The sequence below is a fragment of the Nocardioides sp. cx-173 genome (assembly GCF_021117365.1).
Classification (GTDB): Bacteria; Actinomycetota; Actinomycetes; order Propionibacteriales; family Nocardioidaceae; genus Nocardioides.
The window spans coordinates 2327877-2348264 of record NZ_CP088262.1; the positions used below are offsets into that span (position 1 = coordinate 2327877).

Annotated in this window: 22 protein-coding genes; 11 read left to right on the plus strand and 11 right to left on the minus strand. The window is 72.3% G+C overall.

Going from position 1 to position 20388, the window contains the following annotated elements; translation table 11 throughout:
- Nucleotide 1 precedes the first annotated feature (1 nt).
- Nucleotides 2-706 carry a YwaF family protein gene (locus LQ940_RS11290; RefSeq protein WP_231243553.1) on the plus strand — a complete coding sequence of 235 codons (705 nt, stop codon included), beginning with the start codon at nucleotides 2-4 and terminating at the stop codon, nucleotides 704-706.
- Here the strand turns inward: LQ940_RS11290 and LQ940_RS11295 are convergent.
- From LQ940_RS11295 to LQ940_RS11310, 4 genes are read right to left on the minus strand one after another with little or no spacing between them, the layout of a single operon-like run.
- Nucleotides 662-2350: a Mur ligase family protein gene (locus LQ940_RS11295; RefSeq protein ID WP_231243554.1), complete on the minus strand. Its 1689-nt coding sequence runs from the start codon at nucleotides 2348-2350 to the stop codon at nucleotides 662-664. The genes LQ940_RS11290 and LQ940_RS11295 overlap by 45 nt on opposite strands.
- Before the next feature lie 17 nt (nucleotides 2351-2367).
- On the minus strand, nucleotides 2368-3156 hold the full coding sequence (gene fabI, locus LQ940_RS11300) for an enoyl-ACP reductase FabI (protein WP_231243555.1): 789 nt from the start codon (nucleotides 3154-3156) through the stop codon (nucleotides 2368-2370).
- A 1-nt stretch (nucleotide 3157) separates the two neighbouring features.
- A complete protein-coding gene (fabG, locus tag LQ940_RS11305) occupies nucleotides 3158-3883 on the minus strand; it encodes a 3-oxoacyl-ACP reductase FabG (RefSeq protein ID WP_231243556.1) in 726 nt (241 codons plus the stop codon).
- A gap of 48 nt (nucleotides 3884-3931) precedes the next feature.
- Nucleotides 3932-4144 carry a dodecin gene (locus LQ940_RS11310; RefSeq protein ID WP_231243557.1) on the minus strand — a complete coding sequence of 71 codons (213 nt, stop codon included), beginning with the start codon at nucleotides 4142-4144 and terminating at the stop codon, nucleotides 3932-3934.
- Nucleotides 4145-4209: 65 nt separating this feature from the next.
- Here LQ940_RS11310 and LQ940_RS11315 point away from each other — a divergent pair, with 65 nt between their 5' ends.
- The gene (locus LQ940_RS11315; RefSeq protein ID WP_231243558.1) at nucleotides 4210-4530 is read left to right on the plus strand and encodes a DUF3099 domain-containing protein; all 321 of its coding nucleotides are present in this window, start codon (nucleotides 4210-4212) and stop codon (nucleotides 4528-4530) included.
- Nucleotides 4531-4562: 32 nt separating this feature from the next.
- Nucleotides 4563-4757, plus strand: a complete 195-nt coding sequence (locus tag LQ940_RS11320; protein WP_231243559.1) for an acetone carboxylase — start codon at nucleotides 4563-4565, stop codon at nucleotides 4755-4757.
- Nucleotides 4758-4980: 223 nt separating this feature from the next.
- On the opposite strand, the gene moaA is transcribed toward LQ940_RS11320, so the two are convergent.
- Nucleotides 4981-5979 (minus strand): GTP 3',8-cyclase MoaA, encoded by a 999-nt coding sequence (gene moaA / locus LQ940_RS11325; RefSeq protein ID WP_231243560.1) that lies wholly within the window; start codon nucleotides 5977-5979, stop codon nucleotides 4981-4983.
- A gap of 35 nt (nucleotides 5980-6014) precedes the next feature.
- Between moaA and LQ940_RS11330 the strand changes: the two genes are divergently transcribed.
- A complete protein-coding gene (locus tag LQ940_RS11330) occupies nucleotides 6015-6887 on the plus strand; it encodes an SURF1 family cytochrome oxidase biogenesis protein (RefSeq protein WP_231243561.1) in 873 nt (290 codons plus the stop codon).
- 66 nt (nucleotides 6888-6953) lie between these two features.
- On the opposite strand, the gene LQ940_RS11335 is transcribed toward LQ940_RS11330, so the two are convergent.
- From LQ940_RS11335 to LQ940_RS11345, 3 genes are all read right to left on the minus strand, one after another.
- Nucleotides 6954-8837, minus strand: coding sequence for an ABC transporter ATP-binding protein (locus LQ940_RS11335; RefSeq protein WP_231243562.1), 1884 nt, complete (start codon nucleotides 8835-8837; stop codon nucleotides 6954-6956).
- Between the two features lie 35 nt (nucleotides 8838-8872).
- A complete protein-coding gene (locus LQ940_RS11340) occupies nucleotides 8873-9664 on the minus strand; it encodes an enoyl-CoA hydratase/isomerase family protein (RefSeq protein ID WP_231243563.1) in 792 nt (263 codons plus the stop codon).
- A gap of 200 nt (nucleotides 9665-9864) precedes the next feature.
- Nucleotides 9865-11463: an ABC-F family ATP-binding cassette domain-containing protein gene (locus tag LQ940_RS11345; RefSeq protein WP_231243564.1), complete on the minus strand. Its 1599-nt coding sequence runs from the start codon at nucleotides 11461-11463 to the stop codon at nucleotides 9865-9867.
- Nucleotides 11464-11534: 71 nt separating this feature from the next.
- Here LQ940_RS11345 and ypfJ point away from each other — a divergent pair, with 71 nt between their 5' ends.
- The 5 genes from ypfJ (at nucleotide 11535) to LQ940_RS11370 (ending at nucleotide 16565) form a co-directional block, all read left to right on the plus strand.
- Nucleotides 11535-12482, plus strand: coding sequence for a KPN_02809 family neutral zinc metallopeptidase (gene ypfJ / locus LQ940_RS11350; RefSeq protein ID WP_231243565.1), 948 nt, complete (start codon nucleotides 11535-11537; stop codon nucleotides 12480-12482).
- A 132-nt stretch (nucleotides 12483-12614) separates the two neighbouring features.
- Nucleotides 12615-13628: an iron-siderophore ABC transporter substrate-binding protein gene (locus LQ940_RS11355; protein ID WP_231243566.1), complete on the plus strand. Its 1014-nt coding sequence runs from the start codon at nucleotides 12615-12617 to the stop codon at nucleotides 13626-13628.
- 83 nt (nucleotides 13629-13711) lie between these two features.
- On the plus strand, nucleotides 13712-14713 hold the full coding sequence (locus LQ940_RS11360; protein ID WP_231243567.1) for a FecCD family ABC transporter permease: 1002 nt from the start codon (nucleotides 13712-13714) through the stop codon (nucleotides 14711-14713).
- Complete coding sequence (locus tag LQ940_RS11365) at nucleotides 14710-15744, plus strand: FecCD family ABC transporter permease (protein WP_231243568.1); 1035 nt, start codon at nucleotides 14710-14712, stop codon at nucleotides 15742-15744. Before LQ940_RS11360 ends, LQ940_RS11365 begins: the two co-directional genes overlap by 4 nt.
- Entirely contained in the window at nucleotides 15741-16565 is an 825-nt protein-coding gene (locus tag LQ940_RS11370) for an ABC transporter ATP-binding protein (RefSeq protein ID WP_231243569.1), read from the plus strand. The genes LQ940_RS11365 and LQ940_RS11370 overlap by 4 nt, the downstream gene beginning before the upstream one ends.
- A 9-nt stretch (nucleotides 16566-16574) precedes the next feature.
- On the opposite strand, the gene LQ940_RS11375 is transcribed toward LQ940_RS11370, so the two are convergent.
- From LQ940_RS11375 to LQ940_RS11385, 3 genes are read right to left on the minus strand one after another with little or no spacing between them, the layout of a single operon-like run.
- Entirely contained in the window at nucleotides 16575-17480 is a 906-nt protein-coding gene (locus LQ940_RS11375; RefSeq protein ID WP_231243570.1) for a phosphotransferase, read from the minus strand.
- A gap of 26 nt (nucleotides 17481-17506) precedes the next feature.
- Entirely contained in the window at nucleotides 17507-18013 is a 507-nt protein-coding gene (locus LQ940_RS11380) for a metallophosphoesterase family protein (protein WP_231243571.1), read from the minus strand.
- Nucleotides 18010-18633 carry an acVLRF1 family peptidyl-tRNA hydrolase gene (locus tag LQ940_RS11385; protein WP_231243572.1) on the minus strand — a complete coding sequence of 208 codons (624 nt, stop codon included), beginning with the start codon at nucleotides 18631-18633 and terminating at the stop codon, nucleotides 18010-18012. Before LQ940_RS11385 ends, LQ940_RS11380 begins: the two co-directional genes overlap by 4 nt.
- 57 nt (nucleotides 18634-18690) lie before the next feature.
- On the opposite strand from LQ940_RS11385, the gene LQ940_RS11390 reads away from it, so the two are divergent.
- Together LQ940_RS11390 and LQ940_RS11395 are read left to right on the plus strand one after the other, a co-directional pair.
- Nucleotides 18691-19203, plus strand: coding sequence for an RNA polymerase sigma factor (locus LQ940_RS11390; protein ID WP_231243573.1), 513 nt, complete (start codon nucleotides 18691-18693; stop codon nucleotides 19201-19203).
- A complete protein-coding gene (locus LQ940_RS11395) occupies nucleotides 19200-20270 on the plus strand; it encodes a hypothetical protein (protein WP_231243574.1) in 1071 nt (356 codons plus the stop codon). The genes LQ940_RS11390 and LQ940_RS11395 overlap by 4 nt, the downstream gene beginning before the upstream one ends.
- Nucleotides 20271-20388: the final 118 nt, after the last annotated feature.

A 20388-nucleotide genomic window follows, 5' to 3' on the forward strand; every position in this document is an offset into this window, starting at 1 on the left:
GATGGACGCCTACAGCACCTCACACCTCGTGATGCTGGCGGCGTTCGTCGTCGGGCTGCCCCTGGCGGTGCTCCTCGGCCGCTGGGAGCGGCGTACGGGCACCAGGACGATCAGCAGGACCGCCGCGCTCGCCATTCCGCTGGTGCACGTGCCGACCCAGGTCTACGACGTCGCGACGCGCTTCGAGCTGGGGGTCTCGCTGCCGTTCCACCTCAGCGACCTCGCCTGGATGGCCGCGGCGGTGGCGCTGTGGACGCACCACCGCTACGCGGTCGCGCTCACGTACTTCTGGGGCCTGGTCCTCACCACCCAGGCCATCGTCACGCCGTCGCTGGGTGAGGACTTCCCCGACGTGCGCTACTTCGCCTACTGGTTCATCCACCTGCTGGTGGTGTGGGCGGCCGTCTTCCTGGTCTGGGGACACGGGCTCGCACCGCGCTGGCGCGACTACCGGTTCACCGTGGCGGCCACGTTTGCCTGGGCGGTCTGCGCCTACGCGTTCAACGAGGTCGCGGGGACCAACTACGGCTACCTGCAGCGCAAGCCCGGAGGGGGCTCGGCCCTGGACCTGCTGGGGCCGTGGCCGGTCTACGTCTTCGCGGAGATCGGCATCGTCCTGGTCGTGTGGGCGCTGATGACCTGGCCGTGGGTGCAGCGGGCCTCAGCCGGCCGCGGCGCGGACCTTGGCGGCCAGCGTCTCGGGTGAGTCCGGCTTCCCGCCATGCTCGGCGATCCAGTCGTAGCACTCCTGGCGCTCGGCGTGGCACATGATCCCGACCACGTCACCCGGCAGCGCCTGACCGACGAGCGCCGCCAGGACGCCGACCTCGGTCGGGTACGCCGGCACGCCGGTGACGCCGACCCGCTCGGCGCCGGCGCGCATCAGGGCCTCGAGCTCCTCGGTGGTCCGCCCGCGCAGGTAGTGCTCCTTGTGGCCGATCGCCACCACGTCGCTGTCGCGGGCCGCGATCTCACCGAGCTTCTCGATCAGCTCGTCCTGGCGGTCGCCCACGACTCCCAGCCCCAGCAGCAGCCGGGCCCCGGGGGCGCGCACCCCGTTCATGATCTCCATCAGCGCCTCGAGCCCGGCCTCGTTGTGCGCGAGGTCCATGACCACCGACACCTCCCCGAGCGAGAAGAAGTTCATCCGCCCGGGGTTGTGCTCCTCGTCGGGCAGGAAGCTGCGCAGCCCCTCGGCCACGACCTCGCGCGCGACCCCGATCGCGAGGGAGGCCGAGACGGCCGCCAGGGTGTTCTCGACGTTGAAGCGCGAGAGCCCGGCCAGCGTCATCGGGACGTCGACGAGCTCGACCAGGGGGTCCGGATCCGCCTTCGCGGTGAGCACGCAGACCCAGCCGTCGATCACGGTGGTGGCCCGACCGCCGGCGGTCAGCGTCTCGCGGATCGCCGGGGAGTCGGGGTCACGGCTGAAGACCCACGGCTTGCACCGGATCAGGTTGCGCATGTCGTAGACGCGTGGGTCGTCGCCGTTGAGCACCGCCCACCCGCTCTTGCGGGTGATCCGCGGCACGACCGCCTTCACCTCGGCCAGCTGGTCGACCGTGTCGATGCCCTGGAGCCCGAGGTGGTCGGCCGTGACGTTGGTGACCACGGAGACGTCGTTGCGGGTCAGCCCGATGCCCTTGAGCAGGATCCCGCCGCGGGCCGTCTCAGTCACCGCCAGCTCGACCTCCGGGTGGTCGAGGACGCGGCCGGCGCCGCTGGGCCCGGAGTAGTCACCGCCCTCGACCAGCTCGCCGTCGATGTAGATGCCGTCGGTGTTGGACCACCCCACGAGCCGGCCGTCGGTGCGGCCGATGTGGGCGATCATCCGGGACGTGGTCGTCTTCCCGTTGGTGCCGGTGACGGCCACGACCGGCACCCTCGGCGTCAGCGTGCGGGGCCGCTCCCCCGGCTCGCTGGCCGAGACCCGCGCGGCCGCCGCGCTCACCGCGGTGTCGATGTCCTTGCTCAGCAGCGAGTCGAGGACGTCGCCGATCGCGCGCCCCATCTCCTGCGCGCGCTCGCGGTGGGTCCACGGGAAGGCCACCACGATCCGGTGCTGGTCGCTGGTGGGTCGCACGCGTACGCCGAGCCGCGACGTGCCCGACTCCTGCGCGACCGCACGCACCAGCCGCGCGACCGCGCGGAGCGCGAAGCGCTGGCGGAACCCCGACTCCGGCGCCCCGGGCCGGGCGTTCTTCAGGCCGATCCGCGTCGCGAACCGCAGCGCGGTCTCCTCCGACGCCGCGGCCAGCGCACTGATGTCCAGCGTCAGCTTGATGGCGGCGCGGGGGAAGTACAGGTTGGGCCCCTCGAGGACCCGGAGCTCGATGAGGGAGGACGTCACCGCCCGAACGCTACTGGTCAGGCACCCATCGCATGGAAGCCGCCGTCGACGTGCACGATCTCGCCGGTCGTGGCCGGGAAGAAGTCCGACAGCAGGGCGCAGACGGCCTTGGCCGTCGGCTCCTGGTCGGTGTTGTCCCAGCCGAGCGGGGCGCGGGTGCCCCACATGTCCTCGAGGTCGCTGAACCCGGGGATGGCCTTGGCCGCCAGCGTGCGCAGCGGACCGGCCGCGACCAGGTTGACCCGGATCCCCTCGGCGCCCAGGTCACGGGCCAGGTAGCGCGACGTCGACTCGAGCGCGGCCTTCGCCACGCCCATCCAGTCATAGGCCGGCCAGGAGACGGTCGCATCGAAGGTCAGCCCCACGAGCGAGCCACCGGAGCCCAGGAGCGGCCGGGTCGCCTGCGCCAGCGCCTTGAGCGAGTACGCCGAGACCTGCAGCGCCTGCGCCACGTCGTCCCACGGGCCGTCCATGAAGTTGCCGCCCAGCAGCGTGGCGGGGTTGCCGTAGGCGATCGAGTGGACCACCCCGTCGAGACCGTCGACGTGCTCGCGCACGGCGTCCGGGAGGGCCGCCAGATGGCCCTCGTCGGTCACGTCCAGCTCGATGACCGGAGGGGTCTCGGGCAGGCGCTTGGCGATGCGGCGGGTGATGCCGAGCGCCCGGCCGAAGTTGGAGATCAGGACGGTCGCGCCCTGCTCCTGGGCCACCTTGGCCGTGGCGAAGCCGATGGAGCTGTCCATCGTCACGCCGGCGACCAGGATCCGCTTGCCGGCCAGGATGCCGTTCGGGTTGATCTCGCTCATCTCAGTGTCCCATCCCTAGTCCGCCGTCCACCGGGATGACCGCCCCGGTCACGTAGGCGCCGCCGTCGCCGGCCAGCCAGGTCACCGCGGCGGCGACCTCCTCGGGGGCGGCGTAGCGCCCCAGCGGCACCTGGGTCTTGATCGCCGCGCGCTGCTCGTCGGTGAGCACGCCGGTCATGTCGGTCTCGACGAACCCGGGCGCGACGACGTTCGCCGTGATCGAGCGCGAGCCGAGCTCCCGGGCCAGCGAGCGCGCCATGCCGATCAGGCCCGCCTTCGAGGCGGCGTAGTTGACCTGCCCCGGGGAGCCCAGCAGGCCCACGACCGAGGAGATGAAGATGATCCGGCCGCGGCGCAGGCGCAGCATGCCCTTGGCGGCGCGCTTGGCCAGCCGGAACGAGCCGGTCAGGTTGGTGTCGATCACCGACGACCATTGCTCCTCCGACATCCGCAGCAGGAGCGTGTCGTCGGTGATGCCGGCGTTGGCGACCAGCACCTCCACCGGGCCGTGCTCGGCCTCGACGGCGAGGAACGCCGCCTCGACCGCCTGCGGGTCCGTCACGTCGCAGCGGACGTCGAGGGCGCCCATGGGCGCCCCGCCGCTGCGCGTCGTCACCGCGACCCGGTCGCCCTGCGCGAGGAAGGCCTCGGCGATGGCGCGGCCGATGCCGCGGTTGCCGCCGGTGACCAGGACCGATCGGGGCTCGTGCTGCGTGTCGTCGCTCACGCTCACCGACGCTAGCGATTACCGGGAGGTAGGCCTAAAACGGATGCGTCAGTCGTCCTCGAGCCGGAAGCCGACCTTGATGCCGACCTGGAAGTGCTCGACCGCCCCGTCCTTGACCTGGCCGCGCACCTGGGTCACCTCGAACCAGTCGAGGTGGCGCAGGGTACGAGCGGCACGCTCGACCCCGTTGCGGATCGCGGCGTCGATGCCCTCGGGAGAGGTGCCGACGATCTCGGTGACGCGGTAGGTGCGGTCGCTCATGGGGTGCCTTTCGTTGCACGAGTTCGGGTGCCTGGAGGCTACCGCCACCGGCGTAGGATCGAGACATGGCGCGGCAACGCAAGACGGACGACGAGGCCGTCCGCATCACCACCGCGGCGGCGAGCCGCGAGGAGGACATCGCGGCCCGCCAGCGGCGCTACCTACTCTCCATGAGCCTGCGGTCCGCCTGCTTCGTGGGCGCGGTCGTCGCCGCGATGGCCGGCCTCACCTGGCTGTGGCCGTTCCTGATCGCCTGCGCGATCGTGCTGCCCTACATCGCGGTCGTGCTGGCCAACGTCGCCACCACCCGCAAGGAGGGCTTCGAGCTCCGCGGGACGCCGGGATCCCACCCGGAGCTGCCCTCCGGCGCCGGCCACCGGGACTGAGCCGCCGGGAGCTCGTGGGACAGACTGGTCCCATGGACCCCGACCTGTGCTCGGCCAAGGGCTGCCAGGCGCCTGCCACCTGGCAGCTGCTGTGGAACAACCCCAAGCTGCACACCCCCGACCGGCGCAAGATCTGGCTCGCCTGCGACGAGCACCAGGGGTCGCTGTCGGACTTCCTGACGGCGCGTCGGTTCTTGAAGGACGTGCAGCCGCACCCGGCTGCGTAGTCCCTGGCGTCGGCGGCCGGGTCACCGGGTCTGGACAGGCTTCGTCGGCGGCCCCTACGCGCGGTCCGCTTTCGGCTCACCGGGTTTCGACAGGCTCCGTCGGCTGCGTAGTCCCTGCCGCCAGCGGTCGGGTCACCGGGTCTCGACACGCTCCGTCGCGGCTTCGCGAGCTCAGCCGCGGTCGCTGCTCGACCACCGACGTTGACCCCCGCTGACGCGGTGGTCAACCCCCGATGGCGGACATGGGGCGGTCGGGCTGGAGGAAGCCGGGGTCGTCGATGCCGTGGCCGGGCAGCTTGCCGGCGACCGCGGCGACCCAGCGACGGGCGATCTCGTCGTCCCCGGCGCCGCTGCGCAGCGCCAGGCGGAGGTCGGACTCCTCGCGCGCGAACAGGCAGTTGCGGACCTGGCCGTCGGCCGTGAGCCGGACCCGGTCGCAGTCGCCGCAGAAGGGGCGCGAGACCGAGGCGATGACGCCCACGGTCCCCGGCCCGCCGTCGACCAGGAACAGCTCGGCGGGGGCACTGCCGCGCGGCTCCTGCGCGGGCGTGAGGGCGAAGCCGGTGGCGAGCCGGGCGAAGATCTCGTCGGCGGTCACCATGCCGTCGCGCTGCCAGCCGTGCTGCGCGTCCAGGGGCATCTGCTCGATGAAGCGCAGCTCGTAGCCGCGGTCCAGGCACCAGCGCAGCAGCTCGGGCGCCTGGTCGTCGTTGACGCCCCGCATCAGCACGGCGTTGACCTTCACGGGTCCCAGCCCCGCGGCCTCCGCGGCGGCGAGCCCGGCGATGACGTCGTCGACCCGGTCGCGGCGGGTGATGGTCTTGAAGGTGTCGGCCCGCACGGTGTCGAGGCTGACGTTGACCCGGTCCAGCCCCGCGTCGGCAAGCGCCTGCGCCGAGCGCGCCAGCCCGAGCGCGTTGGTGGTCATCGACAGGTCGACGCCGGGGCCGATCTCGCGTACCCGGCCGACGATGTCGACGATGCCGCGGCGCACCAGTGGCTCACCGCCGGTGAACCGGATCTCCTGGATCCCCAGCCGCTCGACGCCCACGCCGATCAGCCGCACGAGCTCGTCGTCGGTCAGCATCTTCTCGTCCGGGAGCCAGTCCAGGCCCTCCGCCGGCATGCAGTAGGTGCACCTCAGGTTGCACTTGTCGGTCAGCGAGACGCGCAGGTCGGTCGCCACGCGGCCGAACCTGTCCCCGAGCTGCAAGACCTCCATGAACGCAGTCTAGGGGGCGCAGATAATCTCGAGGGGTGCGCGCGTTCCGGTTTCTCAAGAGCAGACGGTGGGCGCTCTTCGCGGCGGCCATCGTGGTGGTGGCCTTCGCCACCTGGTGGCTGGGTCAGTGGCAGTTCGACCGGCTGGCCGACCGCAAGGAGCGCAACGAGGTCGTCCGCGCCAACGAGGGTGGCGCCCCGACGCCGGTCGGCGAGGTGCTCGAGCCCGGCGGGGACGTCGCCGAGGACCATGAATGGCTGATCGTGACGGCCACCGGCACCTACGACACCGACGACACGGTGATCGTGCGCTACCGCACCCGGGACGGCAGGTCGGGGATCGACGTGGTGGTTCCGCTCGTCACATCCTCCGGCACGGCCCTGCTCGTCGACCGCGGCTGGATGCCCACCGCCAACCAGGGCGACGCCGCCCTCGACGACGTACCCGCTCCCCCGAGCGGCGAGGTCACCGTCACGGGCTGGGTCCGCGCCGACGGCACCGGCTCGTCCACGGCGGTCACCGACCGGTCCACCCGGGCCATCAACAGCGAGGCGATCGGCGAGGCCCTCGGACGCGACGTCTATGGCGGCTTCATCGAGCTCCAGTCCGAGGACCCGGCGCCGGCGACCAGCCTGGAGCAGGTGGAGCTGCCCGAGCTCGACAACGGCCCGCACTTCTTCTACGGCCTGCAGTGGTGGTTCTTCGGCGTGCTGGCGATCTTCGGCTTCTTCTACCTGATGTATGACGAGTGGCGGGGCAGCCGCCGTGGCCGCGGCTCGGGGGCGGTCCCGAGCCGCGAGCCCAAGCCGGTCAAGCAGGCACGCGTACGCCAGAGCAACCACCCCTATGTGCTCGCCCAGCGGGCCCGCGACGCCGAGCAGGACGACAGCCACCAGACCGACACGTAGCCGCGTAGAGGCCGGCGGTCGCGGCCCGCACGACGACCCCGGTGGACCGGGCGGCCGCGTTGGTCGCTAGGCCTCGACCGGCGCCGGCCTGTGGTCGAACTGGGTGCGGTACAGGTCGGAGTACAGCCCGCCGCGCGCCAGGAGCTCCTCGTGGGTGCCGAACTCCACGATCCGGCCGCCGTCGAGCACCAGGATCTGGTCGGCGTTGCGCACGGTCGAGAGCCGGTGGGCGATGACGAGGGAGGTGCGGCCATCCAGGGCCGCGTCGAGGGCCCGCTGGACGGCGGCCTCCGACTCGCTGTCGAGGTGGGCCGTGGCCTCGTCGAGCACGACGATCGAGGGCGACTTCAGCAGCAGTCGGCCGATGGCCAGCCGCTGACGCTCCCCACCGGAGAGGCGGTAGCCGCGGTCGCCGACGACGGTGTCGAGGCCGTCGGGCAGGCTGCCGACCAGCTGGGCGACCTGAGCCGCCTCCAGCGCCGACCAGATCTGCTCGTCGGTGGCGTCCGGGCGGGCGTAGATCAGGTTGGCGCGGATCGTGTCGTGGAACATGTGGGCGTCCTGGGTCACGTAGCCGACCACGTCCTCCAGGGAGTCCAGCGTGACGTCGCGCACGTCGTGGCCGCCGACGCGCACCGCACCGGACTCCACGTCGTAGAGCCGGGCGACCAGGTGGGTCATGGTCGTCTTGCCGGCGCCGGAGGGGCCGACCAGCGCGATCATCTGGCCGGGCTCGGCGACGAAGCCGACGTCGGTGAGCACCTGCTCGTTGTCGCGCGACTCGACGCGGGCCACGGACTCCAGCGAGCCAAGCGAGATGTCCTCGGCCTTGGGGTAGGTGAAGGAGACGTGCTCGAACTCCAGGCGCCCGGCGTCACGGGGCAGGGCGATGGCGCCGTCCTTCTCGCGGACCGAGGACGGCAGGTCGAGAACCTCGAAGACCCGCTCGAAGCTGACGAAGGCGGTCATGATGTCGATGCGCACGTTGGAGAGGCCCTGCAACGGGCCCAGCAGCCGCAGGAGCAGCGTGGCCAGAGCCAGCAGCGTGCCGATCGTGAGCGTCTTGTCGATCACCAGGCTGCCGCCGACGCCGTAGACCAGCGCCGTGGCGAGCGCCGGGACCAGCATCATCGACGCCCCGAAGATCCGGGTGATCAGGGAGATCCGGATCCCGAGGTCACGGACGTTGGCGGCCTTGGTCTGGAACAGCGCGTCCTCGTCGTCGCGGCGGCCGAACAGCTTGAGCAGCATCGCGCCGCCGACGTTGAACCGCTCGGTCATCACGTTGCCGAGGTCGGCGTTGCCGTCCATCTGGCGTCGCGTCAGTCCGGCCAGGCGACCTCCGACCCAGCGCGAGACGAAGAACAGGATGGGGAAGAGCGCGAGGCACAGCAGGGTCACCTGCCAGCTCAGGGCGACCATGGCGATGCCGACGACGAGCACCGAGATGCTGTTGGAGACCGTGCTCGACAGCGTCGAGGTGAAGGCGCGCTGCGCACCGATCACGTCGTTGTTGAGCCGGCTGACCAGGGCACCGGTCTGGGTGCGCGTGAAGAACGCGAGCGACTGGCGCTGGACGTGGGCGAAGACCTGGGTGCGAAGGTCGTAGATGAGGCCCTCGCCGATGCGCGAGGAGAGCCAGCCCCCCAGCACGGCGAGCACGGCCGTGAGCACCGCCACGCCGGCCATCGCGAGGGCGATCACGGTCACCACACCGCGGTCGCCGGCGAGGATGCCGTCGTCGACGATCCGCTGCACGAGCAGCGGCATGACCACGACCATCGCGGCGTCCACCACGGTGAGCGCGAGGAACACCGAGATCAGGCGGCGGTGCGGCCGGGCGAACCCGAGCACCCGCCGCACCGTCTTGCCCTCGAGGCGGTTGTTGACGACGCTCCGGTCGGTGCGCAGGTTGCGCCAGACGGCGCCGTTGGGGGACATGCCGGACATCCGGGCCCTCCTACTCCCCCGGCGCTGACGTCATGTCAGCCGGCCAGGAACTGGGCCACCTCGCGGAACCTGCGCACCTGGGCCTCACGCTCCAGGCGGCGCTGCTCCTCGAGAGGGCGCTGGGCTGCTCCGAGGAGAAGACCCTTGATCTCGGACACCGCACCCGGGAGGGGGGCGGTCAGGGCGACCACGAGGTCTGCGACCGTCGCATCCAGCTCGTCCGCCGGTACGGCGGTCAGCGCGAGGCCGAGGTCGACGGCCTCGGCCGCACCGACGGTGCGAGCGGTGGCGCAGATCTCGAGTGCCCGTGCGTAGCCAACGCACTCGACGAGCGGTTTTGTTCCCGTGAGGTCGGGCACCAGCCCCAGCGCGGCCTCCTTCATGCACAGCTGCGCGTCGTCGGCCAGGACCCGCAGGTCGCAGGAGAGGGCCAGCTGGAAGCCGGCTCCCACGGCGTGGCCGCGCACGGCCGCGACGGAGACGAAGCGGGGGTCGCGCAGAAAGGTGAAGCCCCGCTGGTAGACCTCGATCGTCGCGGCCATGTCCTCGTCGCTCATCGCGAACAGGTCGCCGACCGACTCCACGCCCTCGGGCGCGCTCGCGGGGTCCATCAGGGTGCGGTCGAGACCCGCGGAGAAGCTGGCGCCGGCGCCCTGGACGACCACCACCCGCACCGAGTCCGGCAGCTCCTCCCCGATCCGGCCCAGGGCACGCCACATGGCGGGGGTCTGGGCGTTGCGGACGGCGGGGCGATCGAGCGTGATCGTCGCGACGACGTGGTCCAGGTCGAGGCGCAGGCCGGCAGCGGCCAGCTCGTCAGGGGACATGTCCGGAGTCTAGGAAGCCCCACCGACGGTCCCAGGAGGGGCACTGGTGCCGAGCCCGCACGCCAGGTACTGTAACTACATGAAGTCACTAGAGATTGCCACGCGCTGGGCGCTGCTGGTGGGCGGTTTCGTGATCGTGAGCGGCTGGTTCCTCAGCAGCCTGCTCGTGCGCGGCGCCTGAGCACGCCGCCACCGCCGGCTCAGGCCAGCGACACCAGGTCGGCGTACTCGTCGTTCCAGAGGTCCTCGTCGCCGTCGGGCAGCAGCAGCACCCGGTCCGGCTCGAGCGCGAGCACGGCTCCCTCGTCGTGGGTCACCAGCACGATGGCGCCCTCATAGGTGCGGATCGCCGCCAGGACCTCCTCGCGGGACGCGGGGTCGAGGTTGTTGGTGGGCTCGTCGAGCAGCAGCACGTTGGCGCTGGAGACCACGAGGCTGGCCAGGGCCAGGCGGGTCTTCTCGCCGCCCGACAGCACCGCCGCCAACTTGTTGGCGTCGTCGCCGGAGAACAGGAACGAGCCGAGCACGCTCCTGGCCTCGGTGTCGGTCAGCTGCGGCGCTGCGCTCTGCATGTTCTCCAGCACCGTGCGGCTGGTGTCGAGGGTCTCGTGCTCCTGGGCGTAGTAGCCGATCTTGAGCCCGTGCCCGGGGATGACCCGGCCCGTGTCCGGCTTGTCGACGCCCGCGAGGATCCGCAGCATCGTGGTCTTCCCGGCGCCGTTGAGACCGAGGATGACCACCCGTGAGCCCTTGTCGATCGCCAGGTCCACGTCGGTGAACACCTCCAGCGACCCGTAGGTCTTCGACAGCTCCTCGGCCATGAGCGGCGTCTTGCCGCAGGGAGCCGGCGAGGGGAACTTGATGTTCGCGACCTTGTCGGCCTGCCGCTCGCCCTCGAGCCCGGCCATCATCTTCTCGGCGCGCTTGAGCATCGACTGGGCCGCGACCGCCTTGGACGCCTTGGCCCGCATCTTGTTGGCCTGGTCGGTGAGCGTCTTCGCCTTGCTCTCGGCGTTGGCGCGCTCGCGCTTGCGGCGCTTCTCGTCGGTCTCACGCTGGGTGAGGTAGTGGCGCCACCCCATGTTGTAGACGTCCATCGTCATCCGGTTGGCGTCGAGGTGGAGGACCTTGTTGACGGTCTCCTCCAGCAGCGCGTTGTCGTGGCTGATCACGATGAACCCGCCCTTGTGGGCCTTGAGGAAGTCGCGCAGCCAGACGATCGAGTCGGCGTCGAGGTGGTTGGTGGGCTCGTCGAGGATCAGGATCTCGGCGCCGGAGAACAGGATGCGGGCCAGCTCCACGCGACGACGCTGCCCGCCGGAGAGCGTCTTCAGGGGCTGGCCCAGGATCCGCTCCTGGATCCCGAGGCTGGCCGCGATCGTCGCCGCCTCCGACTCCGCGGCGTAGCCGCCCCCGGCATGCAGCTCCGCGTCGGCGTTCGTCCAGCGCCGCATGGCTCGCTCGGAGACCGCCGGGTCGTCGCTGCCCATCTCCGCCTCCGCCTCGCGCAGGCGGCGTACGACGTCGTCGAGGCCGCGCGCGGACAGGATCCGGTCGCGCGCCAGGACCTCGGGGTCGCCGGTGCGCGGGTCCTGCGGGAGGTAGCCGACGTCGCCGGTGGCGGTGACCTGTCCGGACGCGGGCTGCGCCTCACCGGCGAGGATCTTGGTGAGTGTGGTCTTCCCGGCGCCGTTGCGGCCGACCAGGCCGACCTTGTCGCCGGCGGCGACGCGGAAGCTGACGTTGTCCATGAGGAGCCGCGCGCCGGCTCGTACTTCGAGCTGGTGGGCAGTGATCATCAGGGTCACTAGTGTAGGTACGCCGTCCCGGGTACTCGGTCCCGGCATGCCCTTCGACCGAGAGGAAGCCGATGCGCTTCAACCCCAAGGCCAGGCTCGACACCAGCAGGATGCGCGACGCCGGCCGCGGGACCCGGGGTGGCGGCAGGGGCGGGGGCAGGGGTCTACCCATCCCGGGAGGCATCGGCGGAGGCGGCATCGGAGGTGTGGTCCTGCTCGTCGTGCTGTTCGTCGTGGCGCAGTGCTCGGGGGTCGACATCCTCGGCGGCGGCGGCGGTGGCGGCACCGGTGGTAGCGGCAGCGCCTTCGACACCAGCCGCATGGCCGACACCGGGCGCTACGCCAAGTGCGAGGACGGCAACGACGCCAACGAGGACAAGGACTGCCAGCGCGTCGCCGTCGAGAACTCGCTCTACCAGTTCTGGAGCGAGGAGCTGGGCGAGGAGTTCCAGCCGCAACAGGGGCTGGTGACCTTCTCCGGCTCGGTGGAGACGGGCTGTGGCGGCGCCACGTCCGACGTCGGTCCGTTCTACTGCCCGCCCGACCAGACCATCTACCTCGACTCGACGTTCTTCGACCAGGTCCTCGAGGACCAGCTCGGCGGCCCTGACGGCGGCTTCGTGGAGGCCTACGTCCTCGCCCACGAGTACGGCCACCACATCCAGAACCTGCTCGGCGCCATGGGCAAGGTCCGCACCCAGCAGGGCCCGCAGAGCGACGCGGTCAAGCTCGAGCTGCAGGCCGACTGCTACGCCGGGATGTGGACGAGGGCGGCCACCCAGACCGAGGACCGCGACGGCAACGTCCTGTTCTCCTCGCTCACCGACGAGGACATCCGCCTGGCCCTCGAGGCCGCGGCCGCCGTGGGCGACGACCGCATCCAGAGCAAGACCCAGGGGCAGGTCACCGAGGAGTCCTGGACCCATGGCTCCGCCGAGCAGCGGCAGCGCTGGTTCGAGGTGGGTCTCTCCGAGGGCTCACTCCAGGCCTGTGACACCTTCGACGGCCGGCGCGTCTGACGCGTCTCATTGACCCCACGGTCAGCACGCCAGGAGAGCGAGTTAGGTTAGGCTAACCACTCCTCCGGTGGCCACTCGCGCCCAGCACCTCACTCGGGCCTGGCGGCCGCCGCCTGTCGAAAGGTCTCTGCCGTGCGCTCACTGCGCCTCCTGGTCGGCTCCCTCGCCGCCTCCCTCCTCCTCGCCGGTTGCGGCGGCACCTCGGATGCCTCCGACGACGAGGCGCCCACTCCCTCCGGGGACTTCCCCATCACCATCGAGCACGCGTTGGGCACCACGACCATCAAGAAGGCGCCGGAGCGGGTAGCGACGGTCAACTGGGCCAACCACGAGGTGCCGCTTGCCCTCGGCGTCGTTCCGGTCGGCATGGCGGCCGCCAACTTCGGCGACGACGACGGTGACGGTCTGCTGCCCTGGGTCAGCGAGAAGCTCGAGGAGCTCGACGCCGAGACGCCGGTCCTCTTCGACGAGACCGACGGCATCGACTTCGAGGCCGTGGCCGACACCCAGCCGGACCTGATCCTGGCGCCGTACTCGGGTCTCACCCAGTCCGACTACGACACCCTGACCGAGATCGCCCCCGTGGTGGCCTACCCGGAGGCGCCGTGGTCGACGGAGTGGCGCGACATGATCCTGCTCGCGAGTGAGGCCATGGGCATGGCCACCGAGGGTGAGGAGCTCGTCGCCGACCTCGAGGACGAGATCGCCACGACCGTGGCAGAGCAGCCTGCCCTGGAGGGCACGTCGGCGATGTTCCTGACGCACGTCGACACGACCGATCTGAGCGAGGTGAGCTACTACACGACTCACGACACCCGCGCGAAGTTCTTCGAGGACCTCGGTCTCGGGACGCCCCAGAGCATCGCGACCGCCTCGGCGGAGACCGAGGAGTTCTCCGGCACGCTGAGCGCCGAGCAGATCGACCGGCTCGACGACGTCGAGGTCATCGTGACCTACGGCGACCAGGAGCTGGTGGACACGCTGAAGAGCGACCCGCTGCTGTCGAAGATGCCGGCGGTCCAGAACGACGCCATCGTGCTGCTGCCCGACTCCCCGCTGGGCACCGCCGCCAACCCGACGCCGCTCTCGATCTCCTACGTCCTCGAGGACTACGTCGCCATGCTGGCCGAAGCCGCCGGCGTCTAGCTACTCCAGTGACCGCGAGCCCCTCGGCGCCCCCCGGCGTCGCGTACGCCCCGTCCGGCCCGGCTGCCGGGGACACCGCACCCGTGCGGCGTTCCCGGCGGCTGCGCGCTGTCTGGTTCCTGGTCAGTCTCGCCGTCCTGGCGGCGCTGGCGCTGGTCTCGCTCGCGCTCGGCTCGCGCGAGGTCGCCTGGGCCGACATCGTCGCGGCCCTGAGCGGGTCCAGCGTCTCCCTGGAGGAGGCCGCGGTCTACAAGCGCATCCCTCGCACGCTGCTGGCCGTGGCGGTCGGTGGCGCGCTGGGCCTGTCCGGAGCCGTGATGCAGGGCGTGACGCGCAATCCGCTGGCGGACCCCGGCATCCTCGGCGTCAACATGGGCGCCTCCCTCGCGGTGATCTGCGCGATCGCGTGGTTCAACCTGACCGCGGCGTCGAGCTACATCTGGCTGGCGCTGCTCGGGGCGTCCGCCACGGCGGTCTTCGTGTACGTCGTGGGGTCGCTCGGCCGCGGCGGGGCCACGCCGCTCAAGCTGGCGCTGGCCGGCACCGCGACGTCGGCGGCGTTCGCCTCCTTCATCACCGCGGTCGTCCTCCCGCGCGGCGACATCGCCGGCGGCGTCCGCTCCTGGCAGATCGGCGGGGTGGGAGGCGCATCATTCGAGACCATCCGCCTGGTCCTGCCGTTCCTGCTCGTCGGCCTCGTCGTGAGCCTGGCGTCGGCACGCGGACTGAACTCCCTGGCGCTCGGGGACGACGTGGCGGCGGGGCTCGGGCAGCGCGTGGCGCTCACCCGCGTGGCCGCCGCCCTCGGCGCCGTGCTGCTCTGTGGGGCCGCGACGGCAGTGGCCGGCCCCATCGGCTTCGTCGGCCTCGTCGTGCCGCACCTGTGCCGGCTGCTCGTCGGCGTCGACCACCGGTGGCTGCTGCCCTTCTCGGCGGTCGGGGGCGCTGCGCTGCTGACCGCAGCCGACGTGCTGGGTCGGGTCGTCGCGCGTCCCAGCGAGATCGACGTCGGCATCATCACCGCCCTGGTCGGCGCGCCGTTCTTCATCCACGTGGTGCGCCGCCAGAAGGTGCGTGCTCTGTGACCGCGTCGACGGTCGAGCGGGTCGCGCGCGGGCGGGCGCGGCGCGTCGCGCGGCGTCGTCACGTCATCGTCGTGCTCGGCGTGCTCGTGATCGCCACGTTCGCGACCAGCCTCATGGTGGGGCGGACCTTCTACCCGCCCGCCGACGTCATCCGGGTCGTCCTCGGCGAAGAGGTCTCCGGCGCGTCCTTCACGGTCGGCCGCCTCCGCCTCCCCCGCGCCGTGCTGGCCCTGCTCGTCGGAGCCTGCTTCGGGCTCGCGGGCGTGACGTTCCAGACCATGCTGCGCAACCCGCTCGCCAGCCCCGACGTCATCGGCATCAGTGCCGGCTCCAGCGCCGCGGCGGCGTTCGCGATCGTGACCCTCGGGCTCTCCGGCACGGCCGTGTCGGTCTTCGCCATCGCGGTCGGGCTGGGAGTCGCCCTGCTGATCTACGTGCTCAGCTTCCGCGACGGCGTGGCCGGCACGCGGCTGATCCTCATCGGGATCGGGATCGCCGCGATGCTGGAGAGCGTCACGGCCTACGTGCTCAGCCGCGCGGCGCAGTGGGACCTCCAGGAGGCCACCCGGTGGCTGACCGGCAGCCTCAACAACGCCGGGTGGCCGAGCGTCGTACCCACCCTGGTGGCCCTCGCGGTCCTGGGCCCGCTTCTGCTGCAGCGCGCGCGGGACCTCGAGACCCTGCAGCTCGGCGACGACGCGGCCTCGGCGCTCGGGGTCCGGGTCGAGCGCACCCGGCTCGTGGTCATCGTGGCCGCCGTCGGGCTGGTCGCGTTCGCCACCGCGGCCGCCGGCCCGGTGGCCTTCGTCGCCTTCCTGTCCGGGCCCATCGCGGCCCGGATCATCGGGCCGGGCATCTCGCTGCTGGTGCCATCGGCGCTGGTGGGGGCGCTGCTCGTGCTGGTCGCCGACCTCGTGGGCCAGTACGCGTTCGACCACCGCTACCCGGTCGGCGTGATCACCGGCGTGCTCGGCGCGCCGTACCTCATCTACCTCATCATCCGCAGCAACCGCGCCGGAGGAACCCTGTGACCAGCCGCCACACACTCACCGTCGCCGAGCTCACCCTGGGCTACGGCGACCGCACCGTCGTCGAAGCGCTCGACCTGGTCATCCCGGCAGGCCGGATCACCGCCATCGTCGGTGCCAACGCGTGCGGCAAGTCCACTCTGCTGCGCTCGATGACACGCCTGCTGCGGCCACGGCAGGGCCAGGTCCTGCTCGACGGCGAGCAGGTCCACAAGCTGCCCGCCAAGACGCTCGCCCGGACGCTGGGCCTGCTCCCCCAGGCGCCCATCGCCCCGGAGGGCATCACCGTGAGCGACCTGGTCGGCCGCGGGCGCAACCCCCACCAGCGCGTGCTCTCACGCTGGAACGCTGACGACGACAAGGCCGTCGCCGCCGCGCTGGAGGCCACCGACACCGTCGACCTCGCCGACCGCGCCGTCGACGAGCTCTCGGGCGGTCAGCGCCAGCGCGTCTGGATCGCCATGGCGCTCGCGCAGCAGACCGACCTGCTGCTCCTGGACGAGCCGACCACCTATCTCGACGTGAGCCACCAGATCGAGGTGCTCGACCTGCTCACGGACCTCAATCGGGCGCGTGGCACCACGATCGTGATGGTGCTGCACGACCTCAACCTCGCGGCGCGGTATGCCGACCACCTGGTCGCGCTCGCCGAGGGGCGCCTCCACTCCGCCGGCGAGCCCCACGCCGTCCTGACCGAGGACACCGTCCGGACGGTGTTCGGCATGGACTGCACCGTCATCGACGACCCGGTGTCCGGGCGGCCGCTGATGCTGCCCATCGGGCGTCACCACGTCGCCCCCGCGACGGTCTCGCCGGTCCACTGACCGGACGCCTCACCAGCCGAGCAGCGCCTCGATGGCGGGGAACTGGCGCTGCAGGGCCCGCAGGTGGGGCGCGACGGCGGGGTGGCGGTACTTGCCGGCCAGGGCGCCCTCGCCGCCGGCGACGCGCGACAGCGCCCACTCCGCGCGGGTGAGGGCGGTGAAGACCCCCGTGACGCGGGCCCCGGCGAGGACCTCCTCGCGCGTGGCCAGCCCGGGTGGCAGGCCGAGCAGGTAGGCGTCCAGCAGCGGCTCGAACTCCTCACGCGTGGCCAGCGACAGGAGGCCGAGGTCCGCCCCGACGGGCCCGGTGCCGAGGGTGGCCCAGTCGATCGCGACCACATCGTCCCCCGCTCGCCCGGGGAGGTTCGCCAGCGTCGGGTCGCCGTGCTGCGCGACGGCGGGCAGCGACTCGCTCAGGTCGAGCAGGGTGGAGCGGCGGGTCCACAGGTGGTCGGCGATGTCGGCGACCGTCGTACGCGCCAGGGTCGGCCAGCCGCCGCGAGCCTCGACCCGGCGCAGCCGGGTGCGCAGCTGGTCGCGGGCCAACCAGGCCAGGGCGGGCAGCCCCGAGCCGGCGAAGCGCCCCAGGGCCACCGCCACGAAGAGCCCGCTGACGGCCGCGTCCTCGACCCACTCCCGGGTGATCGTGATGCCCTCCCCGTCCTCCTCGACCGCGGCCGGGGTGGCGCGCAGACCCGGGGTGGCCGCGGTGAGGCTGCAGTCGAGCACGTCGGCCTCGCGCCGCCAGAAGGCGAAGTGGCGGGGGTCGGAGAGCTCCGGGGGGTCGCCGTCGACCGGTCGTGCGAGGCGCTTGACCACCATCGGGCGACCGCCGAGGGACGTGCGCCAGAGGCCGACCGTCGACGTGCCGGTGCCGCCCGGGAGCGGGTGCCACCCTGGCTCGGGCTGCCACATGCCCCGGACGCTAGCGGAAAAGGGGATCAGCGTCGCGGCGGCAGGCGGTGCAGCTCGACGTCGGTGAGCCGGCCGTCGAGTGCGACCGCGGTCATGAAGGTGCAGTGCGGCTGACGGCGGCGGTCGGTGGGCGAGCCGGGGTTGAGCAGCCGTAGCCCGGTGGCGGTCGTGGTGTCCCACGGGATGTGGCTGTGCCCGAACACGAGCACGTCGTCGTCCGGGTACGCCGCAGCGCACCGCTGCTCGCGCCCCTGGGCGCTCCCCGTCTCGTGGACCACAGCCAGGCGGACGCCGTCGACGACGGCGCGGGCGACCTCGGGCAGCCGGCGACGCAGCTCGACCCCGTCGTTGTTGCCGTAGCACGCCAGCAGCCGGCGCGACCGCGCCTCGAGCGCGTCGAGCAGGGACGGCTCCACCCAGTCGCCGGCGTGGACGACCAGGTCGGCCGCCTCGACCTCGGCCCACACCCGCTCCGGCAGGTCGCGGGCCCGCTTCGGGACGTGGGTGTCGGCCAGCAGCAGCAGCCGGGTCACGGCTCCTCCCCCGCGTTGCGTACGTCGAAGCGCGCGGCACAGGCGTCGCGCACGGCCTGCTCGAGGATGCCGCGCCGTGGGTCCGGCACCGGCAGCCACGGCTCGACGACCGTCAGGCCGCGCAGCCGCGGGTCCGCCAGCACCTCGTCGACCGCCGCCCGGTCGCCGCCCACCACCACCGGCCGCGAGCCGGAGCCGAGGATCCGGGCGGCGTGGTCGGCGGCCGCCTCGTAGGCCTGCCGCGCCTGGTTGTCCCGGCGACGGGCGAAGCGCTGCTGCGACTGGCCGCCGGCCTTGGTGCGCCCCTGGACGTGCCGCTGGCCGGTCTTGGACTCGACGAGCGACTCCCCTGCCAGCCGCGCGACCGCGAAGCCGCCCTTGCGCACCAGGAGCACCCCCCAGTCGGCCGGGACCCCGGACGCCACCGCGGCCGCGAAGGACTCCGGGTCCGCGCTGCCGGCGTAGGGCGCGTCGAAGGGCAGCACCGCGGTGAAGTCGGAGCCGTCCTCGGCCGCGCCGACCAGGACTCCGTGCGCCACGCTGAGCGTCGCGCCGCCGTGTCGCTCGGCGAAGTTGGCGATCCACCGCTCGACGCGGGCGGCAGGCACGATGATCGACACGTGGCCGACGGTAGCGAAGCGACGGAACCGGACCGTCACCTGGCGCGTGTCAGTGGTGTGGAGACGGACGCGGAGAGCCGCGAGAGCCGGGTCGCGGGGGTCTACGCGCGCGCCTGCGGCCCACTGGTCGGGCTGCTGACGGTGATGGGCGGCTCGCGGGCCGACGCCGAGGAGATCGCCCAGGACTCCTTCGTCAAGCTCCTGGAGCACTGGGACAAGGTCCGCGCCTACGACGACGTGGACGCGTGGCTGCGCACCGTCGCCGTGCGGATGCTGGTGTCCCGGCACCGGCGCCGCCAGGTCGCCGTACGCGGGCTGCGCCGCCTCACCTCGCGTACGCCGCTCGCGTCACCGCCGCCCGACGCGACCCGCCTCGATCTGGGCGACGCCCTGGCGACCCTGCCGCTGGGCAGCCGCGCCGTCCTCCTGCTCCACCACGTCCACGACCTGCCCGTCGACGAGGTCGCCACCCTGCTGCGGGTGCCGCCCGGCACGGTCAAGTCCCGCCTCTCGCGAGCCCGCGCCGCCCTGGCGCCGTTGCTCGCCGACCCCGAACGGAGCACTCCGTGAGCGAGCTCGACCGACGCCTGGCCTCCGAGGTCGAGGCCGCCTCCCCCACCAACCTGCCGGCGTACGGCGAGGTGCTCACCCGCCGCCGGCGTCGGCGCCAGCGCCGCCGTGCGCTCCTCACCTCGGCGGCCGCGGTGGTCCTCGTCGCCGGGGTCGTCGGCGGCACGGCCGCGCTGCGCACGGACGAACCCGACGGCGCCCGGCCCGCCATCGACCCGACGCCGACCGAGCCTCCGTCACCGGGCGGGATTGCCGACGTGCCCCCGGAGTGGGACGACCGGCAGGCTCCGCCGGTGGTGCTCCAGCTCGACGGCCGCGAGGTCCGCCTGGAGCCGTGGACGTCGTGCTACACCGCACCGGCGGGCCCCGACGGCACCGCCCAAGGCATGTGCTCCGACGGCTTCGCGCAGCCGCCGTTCGAGGACGTCGGCGAGCGGAGCACGGTGCCGTTCGCGTTCCCGCTGAAGGGCTGGGAGTTCGAGGCGACGTTCTCGCCGTCCGGCGAGGCCGAGTGCGAGCGCACCTTCACGGTCCCGGTGGAGCGGACCGGCACCTACACGTTCGCGATCCCGTCGGCCGGCCCCCCGGGTGACTATGAGGTGGAGGTGTTCGGCCGCGGCCCCGAGGGCGACGTCATCACGACGTTCGCGTGGGCGACCACGGAGCGCGGCCACGTGCCCGAGCCGAGCGGCTACCTGGGCCTGGTCTCCGACGACGACGAGGGCTACATCGCCTACGGACTGGAGATGAGCGTGCGGGATCTCCCCACGACGCCGAGGCGCGCGTCGCTCCGGGTCGTGGTCACCGCCGCCGACGGCGCGTCGCGGGTCTACGGCCCGATGTCTCCCGACCGCGGCTGTTACGGCGGTGGCCAGGTCGTCTTCACCGAGGAGCAGGGCTCCACCAAGCCCTTCGACCTGGGCCCGGCGCCCTTCACCTACCGCGCCGAGCTCACCCTCGACGGCACGCAGTACGTCGGCACCGCCGTCTGGCCGCGCGACGAGAACGACCAGCCGCCGTACACGGACCTGACCTTCGACCCGCCCTTGCCGGTCTACGGTGGTTGAGGAGGGACGAAGTCCCGTCTCGAAACCAGCCTTCCGCGCGCACGCCTCAGGTCTCGACCCGCCCGTCGCGGCTTCGCTTCGCTCAGCCGCGGGGCTTGCTCGACCTCTTCGGGTCGCG